At 55.3% G+C, this 12140-nt stretch carries 8 protein-coding genes; 1 reads left to right on the plus strand and 7 read right to left on the minus strand.

Going from position 1 to position 12140, the window contains the following annotated elements:
- Window positions 1–24 precede the first annotated feature (24 nt).
- The 7 genes from C5Y83_RS23385 to C5Y83_RS23415 form a co-directional block, all read right to left on the minus strand.
- Window positions 25–2262, minus strand: a complete 2238-nt coding sequence (locus tag C5Y83_RS23385) for a molybdopterin oxidoreductase family protein (protein WP_105332219.1) — start codon at window positions 2260–2262, stop codon at window positions 25–27.
- Window positions 2263–2285: 23 nt separating this feature from the next.
- Window positions 2286–3896: a DmsC/YnfH family molybdoenzyme membrane anchor subunit gene (locus tag C5Y83_RS23390; protein WP_105332220.1), complete on the minus strand. Its 1611-nt coding sequence runs from the start codon at window positions 3894–3896 to the stop codon at window positions 2286–2288.
- Between the two features lie 4 nt (window positions 3897–3900).
- Window positions 3901–4764 (minus strand): GAF domain-containing protein, encoded by an 864-nt coding sequence (locus C5Y83_RS23395; protein ID WP_105332221.1) that lies wholly within the window; start codon window positions 4762–4764, stop codon window positions 3901–3903.
- A 21-nt stretch (window positions 4765–4785) separates the two neighbouring features.
- Window positions 4786–5694 (minus strand): ABC transporter ATP-binding protein, encoded by a 909-nt coding sequence (locus tag C5Y83_RS23400; RefSeq protein ID WP_105332222.1) that lies wholly within the window; start codon window positions 5692–5694, stop codon window positions 4786–4788.
- A gap of 32 nt (window positions 5695–5726) precedes the next feature.
- The gene (locus C5Y83_RS23405; protein ID WP_105332223.1) at window positions 5727–6572 is read right to left on the minus strand and encodes an ABC transporter ATP-binding protein; all 846 of its coding nucleotides are present in this window, start codon (window positions 6570–6572) and stop codon (window positions 5727–5729) included.
- A gap of 39 nt (window positions 6573–6611) precedes the next feature.
- Window positions 6612–8315, minus strand: coding sequence for an ABC transporter permease (locus C5Y83_RS29905; protein ID WP_233207340.1), 1704 nt, complete (start codon window positions 8313–8315; stop codon window positions 6612–6614).
- Window positions 8316–8415: 100 nt separating this feature from the next.
- On the minus strand, window positions 8416–9900 hold the full coding sequence (locus C5Y83_RS23415; RefSeq protein WP_105332224.1) for a CmpA/NrtA family ABC transporter substrate-binding protein: 1485 nt from the start codon (window positions 9898–9900) through the stop codon (window positions 8416–8418).
- Between the two features lie 459 nt (window positions 9901–10359).
- Here C5Y83_RS23415 and C5Y83_RS23420 point away from each other — a divergent pair, with 459 nt between their 5' ends.
- Window positions 10360–11943, plus strand: coding sequence for an alginate export family protein (locus C5Y83_RS23420; protein ID WP_105332225.1), 1584 nt, complete (start codon window positions 10360–10362; stop codon window positions 11941–11943).
- The last annotated feature ends 197 nt before the right edge of the window (window positions 11944–12140 follow it).

Consider the following 12140-nt stretch of genomic DNA (forward strand, 5'->3'; position numbering starts at 1 on the left):
TGCTGCTTGTCCTGGCGGCATCTGCTAATGGAGTTTGCGAACGCGAACCGCGCCGTTTTTGTACGACGGCTGACGGGAATAGGTATCGAATTCAGGAAATGTCAGCTGGTTGGTTAGCTCGTTGTGCATGGGTAAGAAGACATGCCCCGGCTGCACGCTGGCCACAATGTTGACACGCGCCTTCACGCTGCCGCGCAACGATTCAACGATCACTTCGTCATGCGGCTTCAATTTTAGTACGGTCGCGTCTTCTGGGTTCATATCGACTAACAGCTGAGTCGAGTAGAGCGTTCGTAAGACCGCCGACTTCGATGTCTTGGTTTGCGTGTGCCATTGGGCTGCTGTACCACGACCGGTGAGAAGCCGCAGCGGATATGCGTCATGTGGCTGTTCGCCTGGTGACCGTGGGGTTTCGAAGATGAACTTCGCTTTCCCGTCGGCATGGAAGTATTGCCCGTCTTGTTCGAAGAGACGCCGCTGTTGCTCGGGCATCCAATCATCGGCGGTACTCTCGCTGGCTTTAACGGGCCACTGAATTCCGCGGGCATCGTCGAGCATGCGGTAGTCGCGGATGCCCGTTATATCACACGGCTGGTCACTTGAGCACTTCTTCATTGACTGGAAGACATCCTCAGGTGTCTTCCATTTGTCGAACATCTCGCCACAGCCCCAATAATTGGCGGCGAGGCGAAAGATTTGGAAGTCGGCGAGTGCTTCGCCTGGCGCCGGGATGACTTTCTTATGCAAGCCAATGCGACGCTCGGAGTTGATGAATGTCCCTTCCTTTTCTCCCCACCCCGCCGCTGGCAGAACGAGATCAGCCCGCTGAGCGGTTTCGGTCGAGTGATACATGTCCTGCACGACCAGAAAGTCGAGCTTATCGAATGTTTCGTGGGCTTCTTTTTGATGAATCCAGGAGTGTGCTGGATTCGTGGCAATAACCCACAGCCCGCGGATCTCGCCAGCCCGGATGCCTTCCATGATGCGATCGTACGACCAGCTATTTTCCGTAGGAATGTTTACGACCGGTATATCAAGAATTCCAGCGATCTTCTCGCGATCTTCTGGATTGCGGAAATCGTGTCCACCGACCAGGTTGGTCGTGTTGCTGTACAGCCGCGATCCCATCGCGTTGCATTGCCCGGTGATCGAATTGGCACCCGTCCCAGGACGCCCCATGTTGCCGGTCATAAGCGCGAGATTGATGATCGCCTGGGCGGTGCGTACGCCTTGGTGACTTTGGTTGACCCCCATCGTCCACCAGAAAGAAACCCGCTTGCCTTCATGGATTGCCTCGACGACAGCCATGATACCTTCGGCATCAAGCTGGCACGTTTCAGCACCGCGCTCCAGTGTGTAGTCCGCGATTGCCTCTTTGAAGGCATCGAACCCGGTGGTGTTTTTCGCGATGTAGTCGTCGTCGATCCAGCCCTTTTGGATCAAGATGTTCGCGATCGTATACAGCAGCGCCAAGTCAGTCTTGGGGCATAGTGGCAAGTGATGCGTCGCAGCGACGGCCGTTTCCGTCCGGCGTGGATCGATGACGATGATCTTGGGATTGTGTGGATTGCGGAGGACCCGTTCCCACATGATCGGATGCGCGATGCAAAGATTCGAGCCGACGAACACCATCACATCCGACTCTTCGAAGTCTTGGTAGGTGAACGGAGGCGCGTCGAAACCGAACGCTTCCTTGTAGGCAACCACGGCGGTGGCCATACATTGTCGCGTATTGCCGTCGCCATGCAGCATACCCATCCCAAACTTGGCAAGCGTGCCCAGGAAAAACATCTCTTCGGTGGCGATCTGGCCGGTGCTGAGAAAGGCGATTGAATCGTTGCCGTGCTCAGCTTGAATCGCTTTGAAGCGATCGCAGAATGCACGCATCGCGGTATCCCAGCTGACCGGCGCGAGTTTCCCGTCTGCACCCTTCAAAAGCGGTTGCGTGGCGCGATCGTTTGATTTCAACACCGTCAACGACTCCCAACCCTTGGGACAAGCCATGCCAAGATTGACGGGCCAATCAACCGCCGGGGTGAGGTTTACCGCGTGACCATCTTGCAGATGCAGTTCGAGTCCGCAGCCTGTCGAGCAGAAGCCGCAGACCGAAGTCGTGGTGCCGTTCGGCTTTGCCTTAGCGGGAACTTTACCGAGGCCGTACTCGCCTGGATTAAGCAACAAGTCGCGCGTCAGTTCGCCATCCTTCGCGTAAATCAACTGTTGCAAAGCGTTGGACTTCTTAGCTGGCGTGGTCGAACTCATCGAAACATCCTTTGCGAGTGCGATTACTTTGGCAAATTAGGCATAGCAGGCGTCGATTCGGCAGCGAAGTAAAGTACGTGGTCGAGCAGCTCCGCCCCAATCACCGCCGCGAGAGACAAGCCTGTCAAGGCGATCGCGGCTGTGCCACCGGTTGCCAACACGGAAAGGGGAAGCACGATTCCACCGAGACTCCATAGTGCGATTCGTCCCCAACTAATCGGTGCCAACGGACCCAGGATCAATCGAGCAGACCGCGCCAACGGATTCGACAAGTCGTGCGTACTTGACTTGAGGAATTGGAATTCTAAACCGAGACGTACCGCCGTGATGGCAACCAGCATGAAAGCGATCACCAAAGATGTGCTGCCGGTTGAAACGGCTGCTTCCAAGTTTGCTGCGGCAAAAGTGGCGAGGACGATCGTGGTGCCAAACTTCCCGAACGTGATCGACTCTTTCCAGAACGGTCGGCGTGTGACAATGTAAATCATCGCGGAGCAGAAGATCGTGACCAGTCCGCCACCAATCGCGGCTAAGCCAAGCGGAACTTGGAACGGTTCGATCATTGGTACAAAGAACGAAGCCGCGTAACCCACCAGCGGACCGACGAACGCAGGCATCAATACGGCTTCCCGGCTTAGCCAGGAGGTACGCAGCCCGAGGAACACACGGAAGCCGTACATCGGACGGCCGAGGTGGGCACCGGCCGCCGCGGCACCAGCCAGGGTGATTAACGTCGCCAGCACGGCGGTTACCATTCCGGTGTCTGTCAGGAGGCAAGTCACCACGCTGGCAATCAGCATCCCGAGGCCTGCCTGGGTAAGCGTTAGCAGGGCGACCAATGGCATGTGGGCGTGATTGACGGTTAACTCTTGAGTGCCTGCTGATTGCATCTCGGCATTCAGCCGGTTCTTTCCAATGTAACGTGTTGTCGGCTGGGTCGTCCGGGGATTCGCGGCACCTCGAAGGAATTGACCTTCGTCCGATTGCGTGGTGACTTCGGACTGATCGACGATGGTGATCTTGATTGCTCCGTTGGGACACGACTGAACACAAGCTGGTGCTTCACCTTCAGCCAGGCGATTACGGCACATGTCGCATTTGCGGACGATGCCCTTGGTATCGCTGAATTTGGGAACATCGTACGGACACATCAGTGTGCAGTATTTGCAGCCGATGCATTGATCGTCGAGGTGGACGACGATCCCTAGGACTGGGTCTTTCTCGTACGCTTGCACTGGGCAACCGAGCAAACAGCCTGGTTCGACGCAGTGGTGGCACGCGGTCGTCACGTGCTGCACGGCGGGCTGCGTCGCGACACTGCTTTGCAACATTCCGACACGCCGCCAGGTTTCGGACTCTTCTAAGCCGTTCATGTTGTGGCAAGCGACGACGCACGCTTTGCAGCCCGAGCAGGCATCGAGGTCGACCTCGAAGGCGTATTGCTCGCCAGGGCCTGGCTCGGTCAAGGGAATGAGTTCGCGATAGGTAGGTTCCAGGAGCGGACCGGCGTGCTGTTCGTGCCGCTGCGAGAATCGCTCGACGGCGGACAGATCACGTTGTTCGGCCAGGAGCATCTCGACGAGGTCGAAGCCGTGTCCGCTGAGTTCATCCGGTTTCTGCTGGACAATCGCCATTCAACTAGCCAATGAGTTGGAGGACCTGGACGAGCTGGTCGCCGTTGAAGATTGGTAATGCCAAAGCAAATCGTGCGTCCTGGTCGAACAGCTTGGCCAACGCCATGTCGTTATCAGGTTCGCTGCGGTAAACGGGGAGTCGCGAGGCAAAGCATTCGCCGACTATGCCTTCGCCGTAAGCAATTTGATCTGCTTTCGGAGCATCGATGCCCAGGGCATAGCACGACTGTCCGAGCGTGAGTTGCGACTGATCGTCGGATGGCTTCCACGTTTCGTAAGAAAGCAAAAGCGGAAAGTCGACCGTGCTCAACAGAAGCAAAACGCTTTCCAGTTCATGCTCACTTTTCATCGTCGGGATACCGAGCCCGTAGCGAAGACCTTCCTTACGAGCCCCCGCAGCACGCATGAAAGCCTTGGCTTGATCGATGCGTGCGATAATACGGCACGATCGGTCGTCCCACGTTTCGCCCGGCAGGCCAGATCCGCGCGGGAATTTAACGTACGGACTGATGCGGGCAAAGTGCTCGAGGCTACGGTAGCATGCTTCCGCAAGTCCGAGTTCGTCGCGTTCAGTACGTGTCCAGCGTTCGATGGCGATTTTGCAGCCTTCGTCGGTGCGTATCGTGAGAAGCACGGCAGCGATTACGCTTTCCGAAATGGTGATCGGAAGTGCAATCTCGATCGCTTCGGTGCCAAGGTCACGCACGGCCGAACGACGTTCATCAATGGCCGTTTGGAGTAGGTCGTGCTGTAGTTCGCCGTAAGGGGCTTCTGGGAAGCCGCCACGGGGGAGAAACTTCTCTTGCTCTAGATCGTAGATCCAGAGCTGCACGTGTGTGAGGACCGATTCGGCAATGGTCGTGGTCATGGACGAGATAACCTTATGAACTTAGGCGTTGGCCGTGACGCTGTTGGACTGGGGAGAATCGACGTCCGACTCGGATTCAATCGAGACGGTGAGTGCTGCTTCGGTCTGTTCTGGCTGGGCCGACTTGGGCTTGTGATGCTTGTGTCGTTCTTGTTCCTCGAGGAACGAGACTAGCGAACCACGCAGGTCGTAGTACAACGGGTGCTCCAAGGTTTCGGCACGGTTGCGAGGGCGGGGCAGGGGAAGCTCGAGCACTTGTCCGACCTTGGCTGCCGGGCCGTTGGTCATCATGCAGATGCGATCGGCCATGTAGATGGCTTCGTCGACGTCGTGGGTGACTAGCATGGTCGTGATCTTTTCTTTGTCGAGAATCTTCAAGATCACGTCCTGCAGTTCCATTCGCGTGAGCGAATCGAGTCGTCCAAATGGTTCGTCCAGAAGCAGCATGTTTGGCTTGAGCGCGATTGCGCGGGCGATGCCGACTCGCTGCTGCATCCCACCCGACATCTCGCGAGGATACTTGTCCATTGAATCGGCCAGGCCGACGATGCTGAGGTAGTATTCGCAAATCTGTCGACGTTCGTTTCGCGTGGCATGTGGGTAAACGCGATCGACTCCCATGCGAACGTTTTGCATCGCGGTCATCCAAGGCAACAAGCAAGGCGACTGGAAGACCACGCTGCGATCGGGACCTGGGCCTTGGATTTCGCGTCCGGCGACGACCACGCTGCCAGATGAAATCGGATTAAGTCCCGAGACCATGGTTAGCACAGTTGACTTGCCACAGCCGGAGTGACCTATCAAGCTGACGACTTCACCCTTCTTAAGAATCAGGTTGAAGCCATCGACCACCTTCACGTCGTCCCCAAACGGATTGGGATACGCCTTGACGAGGCGGTACATTTCAACGAATCGTTGTTCTTGCGACATGATGTTTCCTTGCCGGTCGTTCTAGGCTGCTGTTATGCAACGCCAATGCGAATAGGCTGAATATCAGGCAGGACTAACTCAGAAGCCACGCGGAGTTGCTTAGCGTCTTCGTTGATGTCGAGCATGTACCGAGTAATTTCGTTACGGAGCTTTTTGAACTCGGGATTGAAGTTAAGGGTCGCTCGATCACGTGGGCGATCGAGTGTCACGGCGAACTCACGGCCTAGTTGAGCAGACGGGCCAGGGGTTAAGGGAACGATGCGATCAGCCATCAACACGGCTTCGTCAACGTCATTCGTTACCATCACGACGGTGCGGCGATCTTCTTCCCAAAGACGAATGATCTCGTCTTGCAGCACGCTACGGGTCAGAGCATCCAACGCACTCAGTGGTTCGTCGAGCAGGAGAATTTCAGGCTGCATCGACAAGGTTCGAGCCAGCGATAGTCGTTGACGCATCCCGCCGGAAAGTTCGGAAGGGCGTTTGCTTTCCGAACCAGTCAGGCTAACCTGATCGATGTACTTTTGGATGTAGTCGCGACGTTCATTCCGTTTCATTTGCGGAAAGACCGTCTTCACGGCGAGTTCGATATTGCCGTAAACCGTTAGCCACGGCAGCAGCGAATAGTTTTGAAAAACGATGCCGCGGTCAGGACCAGGGCCGCCAGCTTCTTTGCCTTTGAAGCGAACGGCGCCGGCGTCTGGCAGGACGAGCCCGCCCAGCAGGGAAATTAAAGTCGATTTGCCACTGCCGGAGAAACCGATGATCGCGACGAATTCGTTTTCGTGGACTTTCAGGTTCGCATCTTCCAGCACCGTGTATCGGCGATGCGACTCGCCGAATCCCACGGTTGCGTTGTCCAGTTCGAGGATAGCCATGAGGCGTGTACCTTCCGAGTTAACGTGAGCGATCCAAGATTAAAGGGCAGTCGGGGCGCCGTCGAAGCTGACCATCCGCTGCAGCACGATCATGATGCGATCTAGCAGTAGGCCGATGACTCCGACGAATCCACACGCGACAAACATCTGGGCGAAGGTGGCGGACGAACCGTTGTTGAACATGTCCCAGACGAACTTGCCCAAACCGGGACTCGACGAGAGAAGTTCCGCAGCGATCAACACCATCCAGCCCACACCCAACGAAATTCGCAGTCCGGTAAAGATCAGCGGCAAGGCGGATGGGATGATGATCTTGGTCAAACGATCCCACAAGCTAAGTCGCAGGACGCGTGCTACGTTCAAGTGATCTTGGTCGATTGCTGAAACCCCAAGGGCTGTATTAACGAGAGTGGGCCACAGCGAGCAGAGCGCGACTGTGATTGCCGAGCTGAGGAACGACGGCTGAATCCAGGCATCTTCGGGCTTGGTAATGAATGCACCCACAATAAAGAATACGATCGGTAACCAAACAATCGGCGAGACTGGCTTAAACAGCGAGATAAGCGGTGTCATCGAAGCCATGAACACGCGACTCATCCCGCAGCAAATGCCGATTGGAATCGCAATCGCTGTGGCGATGAAGAACCCGGTGAACACACACTTCAAGCTTGTCCAGATCTGATCGAAGAATGTTGGCGGCTTGGCGAACTCGGAAGTTGAGATCGTATTGATTAGCTCATCACGTTGAATCAGCTTTTGAGCCAACGTGAACATTTCTGGACCCGAAGCCACAGCGTACTGCTGTTTGAGGTCTTCCATGCCGGAAGCGGCGTTATCCACCTTCTGTTGACGATTACCTTCCGTCAGGAGATTGACGCGAGTCTTAAGGAACTCGGCTTGCTGGCCCGTGGAGCTGATTTGTTGCCGCAGTGCTTCAACTTCCGGCAGCGACTTGCCTCGCCGTTCGGAAAGTTCGGCCCGTAGGTTCTTGAGGTGATCGCTTTCTAGGTTGGTCTGTTGAACGTGCTCGTTCACAAGACTCACGTAGGCGACCTTGCCTTGATAGTCATCGGTCGCGATCTTGTTGGCTTCCGCGACCAACGCGTCGGCACGCTTCTTTTGTTCCTTCTTGTAGACGGCATCTTGCAGTGCGACCGCTTCGGTCAGCTTTGAGAGATTCGCGGCGATGAACTCGCTGGAAATCTGTTCGACGAAGTTGAACTTGTCACGAGCGATTGCGGCAGGAGACGCGTCGGTCTTGGCCAACTGCGCATTGAGCTGCGACCAGTTCGTTTCAATCTCGGTCTTCTTTTCGGAAGCCTCGGGCGGAATCTTGGAGATCAGGCGTTCGTACAACACATCGCATTGGGCGCTGATGTCTGCCCATTTTGTGTCGAGCCCGTCAATTGCTGCTTCGGTCTTCGCGAGTGATTCTTCGCGGGCTTTGCCAGCCTCGTTGTAGTCGCTTAGTTTCGTATACTCGCGTGTGTGAAAATTGGCGATTCCTTCATACGCTTCGACAACCTGGCCGGGCGTCGGAACTTGGCCAGCACGTGTCTTAATGCGGGGACCTAACAGGTCCCAAGCGACAACGCAGCCAACCATCACCAAGATTGGAATCAGAATGTACAGACCAATCTGCTTGAGTTGCTGGCGGGGTGCTTCTCCGTAGCAGAGAAGGACGACCGGCTCGAATACCCGTAGCCCGGCGACGTCCAGTACGCGAATGATTTTGTATTTCATGGGTAAGCTTTTGAGTGAATGGATATCGAGGAACTACGCACGGTAACGGGCCGGAGGTGGCTTCCGCCTACGCCTCCCCCGGCCACCCCACATACCGGAATTACTTGTCCTTGTTTCCGATGGTATGCGAGTTCAGGTAGCCGATCGGATCGTGTCCGTCGTAAACGACGCCGTCGATAAAGTCGCCTTTCTCCGTGGGCGGCTTATAACCATCGGTGTCTTTGGCCGGGATCTCTTCTACGCTAAGTTGGCCGGCATCGATCAACGCAGCGGCAGCCTGGCGGTAGATGTCGGGGCGATAGATCTTCTTCGCTGTCTCGTCGTACCACTCAGCCGGCTTCGGTTCGGTGATCTGACCCCAGCGACGCATTTGTGTCAGGAACCAAACCCCGTCGCTGTACCATGGATAGGTGCAGTTGTATTTGAAGAAGACGTTGAAGTCGGGCATTGGTCGCTTGTTCGACTTCTGGAAGTAAAAGAAGCCGGTCATCGAGTTCTTAATCACTTCGTAGTCGGCACCTACGTAGTTCGACTTGGCCAGAATGCGGCAGGCCTCTTCGCGGTTGACCAGGTTTCCGTCAGCGTCGGTTTCGTCCAACCACTTGCCGGCTCGGATCAATGCTTTGACCAGGGCGACGTGCGTGTTGGGGTTCTCGTCGTTCCAGGACTTGGTAACGCCGAACACCTTTTCAGGATTGTTTTTCCAAACGTCGTAGTTGGTCGTTACCGGCACGCCAATACCTTTGGCGACGGCTTGCTGATTCCAAGGTTCGCCGACGCAATAGCCTTGGATGTTGCCAGCTTCCAGTACGGTCGGCATCATTGGCGGAGGTGTGACTGACAACAGAACGTCGGCGTTTGTTTCACCCACGGTGTCGGTCTGGGTGTACATACCAGGGTGAATCCCTGAAGCAGCGAGCCAATATCGGAGCTCGTAGTTGTGCGTTGACACGGGGAAGACCATTCCCATCTTCAACGGCGTGCCGCTGGCTTTGTACTCGTCAACCACTGGGCGAAGTGATTCGGCTGAGATCGGGTGGGGCGGCGTTGGACTATTCAGCTGCGGATCGTTTTCTTGCATCTTCTGCCAGATGCTATTGGAGACAGTGATGCCGTTTCCGTTTAGGTCCATCGTAAACGCCGTCACGATGTGAGCCTTGGTGCCGATGCCAATTGTGGCAGCAATGGGCTGACCGGAAAGCATGTGGGCTCCGTCGAGTTCGCCATTGATGACTCGATCGAGTAGTGTCTTCCAGTTCGGCTGAGCTTCCACATCAACCTGCAGCCCTTCGTCGGCAAAGAAACCCTTCTCCTTAGCGATCACCAGCGGGGCACAATCGGTCAGTTTGATGAATCCTAGTTTCAGGTTGACCTTTTCCGGAGCACCGCCGAGTGGGGCGACATCGGCAATTTTGGGTACTGCCGCTCCGTCGGTCGGCGCTTTGGCAGCGGCTGCCAAGGAACTGAGATCGAGCTCGTCGAGAGTTGGGCCAGAATAGGTTGGCTTGCTGCAACCGTTTAGGCCGACTGCCGCTAGCAAGGCCAAGAGAGACAGTGTGCGATTAAGAATACCAATCCAATTCATGCTTGTTTCCTAACTGAGTCTGATCGGGAGGGGATGTTGAATGTTCGTTTGTAAATAAAGGGAAACCGCCTCTGGACCCATAGGCACCATGTGCTTTGGTACCTGTCAGGAGAAACGCAAGAGGTGTGCCGTTTCTTAAAAGAAAGTCGTAAGGCACATAAGAGTAAGAGGTTGCGATGACAATGTTTCGATTCACGCCCAGATCCAGGCACGTGTCTTACTGCAAGACGCGACGGCAAATGCAGCAAAGCCGACGCGCAGTAATCGCGCGGTGCTTAATTTGAGGCGGTCATTCTGGTGCCACTTGCGACCACATGCTGTTCATTCCGTTTCCTGGGAAACGCATTTGCGGCATCTTTCCCAAATTGCCTGGAGAATCCGCGATTAAGGGGCCGAAAGCAGCAATACCCCACAATATGGACGACCCACGGATGACTTTCGTTGAAGGAACAACGGCTTATGACCCGCACGAAACGTTCTTGGCTGGCTGCCCTGGCAGTGAGTCTAGGTGCGGCATCTCCGCTGGCTCTGTTAGCCCAAGAGCTAGTGCCACCGCAGTCCGCATTGTTGGAGAACGCGACGGTTACGCGAATCACCGATGAGGCCGAGGAAGACTCTGCCTTCATCCCGGCGATTCCAATCGCTGAGAGTGCCGATTCTATGATTGGGTACGAAAACGTAACCAGCAACATGGACATGGCGGCACCCGCTTGCGATGCAGAAAAAATGAAGGCGCTCAAGAAGGCGGCGGCTAGTGCCTATAAACCGCTCTTCTTTGATAATAACTTCGACTACCTATGCGATCCCTGCTACGACGGTTGCTTGTTAGGGGAAGATCTCAAGCGGCTTTGTGTTGGCAATCATGGTGTCTTGGACATCGGCGGTGAGTATCGCCTTCGATTCCACAACGAAGCACACATGAAGCCGTTCCTCAACAACGTAAACGACAACTTTCTGCTACAGCGGTTGCGTGTTTACGGGAATTATGAGGTTTCGGAAAACCTGCGCGTTTACGGCGAAATTCTGCACGCCTACAGCCAATACGAAACGGCCCCGCCACGCCCGATCGATGAAAACTACTGGGAAATCCAGAATGCGTTCATTGACGGTAAGTTGCTCGATACATGCAATGGTGCCTGGTTCGCTCGTGTCGGTCGCCAAGAGTTGTTGTACGGTAGCCAACGTCTCGTGTCGCCGCTCGACTGGGCCAACATTCGTCGCCGATTCGACGGTGCCAAGGTCTTCTACCGTGGGGATGCCTGGGATATTGATGCTTTCGCTACCCGGCCGATCAAGAAAGCCTTGTACGAGTGGGATTCGACCAACCTCGATCAATCTTTCTACGGCGTCTTTTCGACCTACAAGAAGAGCGATTGGGGGACGATCGATATGTACTGGCTGGGCTACGAAAACAACGCCTCGCCGTTCCGTTACCAAACCGCCGGTAGCCGCCTCAACGGTGGCAAACATGGTGTGCTATACGACATCGAAGCCGCCTACCAGTTTGGTGAATACCAACAAGCCAACCATAACGCCGGCTTCTACACGATTGGCTTTGGCCACCAGTTTGAAGACCTCGCTTGGAAGCCGAAGTTCATGGCTTACTACGACTGGGCTTCTGGCGATGCGATCACGGGGAACGGGTTCGATCAACTGTTTCCGCTTGCCCACGCCTACTTAGGCTGGATGGACTTGTTCGCTCGTCGCAACATCGAAGACTTCAACTTCCAGTTAACGATGAAGCCCTGCGATGCCTGGACGCTGATTCTGTGGCATCACATTTTCAACCGTCAGGACAGCAACGACGTGCCGTACACGGTGGTTAACGCACCGTACCCTGGCACCACGGCGGCTGGATCGCGTTACTTGGGTCAGGAAATCGACTTTATGGCCAAGTGCCAGATGACGCCACACTCGGACATCATCTTCGGGTACTCCCACTTCTTCACGGGGACGTACTTCCAGGATCAGCACGCCCTGAATCCGAACGTGACGGATGATGACGCCAACTTCTTCTACACGCAATTCACCCTGCGATTCTAAGAAATTGGTTCTCACAACTGGTAACCACACACAAGGGATGGCGGCAACCGCCATCCCTTTTTCTATTGCCTAAAAAGGTTGCATCCCAGGCCCTGGAAACCGCGCAAGGGGAATTTCTCCATAATTAACATGAGATAGGTGTAGATGTAAGTGTTTTCTGTATAGAGAGATATGTCTTGGTGCCGGGAAGCCGTAAG

The organism is Blastopirellula marina (genome assembly GCF_002967765.1).
In the GTDB taxonomy this organism is placed as follows: Bacteria; Planctomycetota; Planctomycetia; order Pirellulales; family Pirellulaceae; genus Bremerella; species Bremerella marina_A.

Coding starts and splice junctions, on each gene's coding strand:
- C5Y83_RS23385 (WP_105332219.1), bottom strand. CDS start 2,262: ATGAGTTCGACCACGCCAGCTAAGAAGTCCAACGCTTTGCAACAGTTG.
- C5Y83_RS23390 (WP_105332220.1), bottom strand. CDS start 3,896: ATGGCGATTGTCCAGCAGAAACCGGATGAACTCAGCGGACACGGCTTC.
- C5Y83_RS23395 (WP_105332221.1), bottom strand. CDS start 4,764: ATGACCACGACCATTGCCGAATCGGTCCTCACACACGTGCAGCTCTGG.
- C5Y83_RS23400 (WP_105332222.1), bottom strand. CDS start 5,694: ATGTCGCAAGAACAACGATTCGTTGAAATGTACCGCCTCGTCAAGGCG.
- C5Y83_RS23405 (WP_105332223.1), bottom strand. CDS start 6,572: ATGGCTATCCTCGAACTGGACAACGCAACCGTGGGATTCGGCGAGTCG.
- C5Y83_RS29905 (WP_233207340.1), bottom strand. CDS start 8,315: ATGAAATACAAAATCATTCGCGTACTGGACGTCGCCGGGCTACGGGTA.
- C5Y83_RS23415 (WP_105332224.1), bottom strand. CDS start 9,900: ATGAATTGGATTGGTATTCTTAATCGCACACTGTCTCTCTTGGCCTTG.
- C5Y83_RS23420 (WP_105332225.1), top strand. CDS start 10,360: ATGACCCGCACGAAACGTTCTTGGCTGGCTGCCCTGGCAGTGAGTCTA.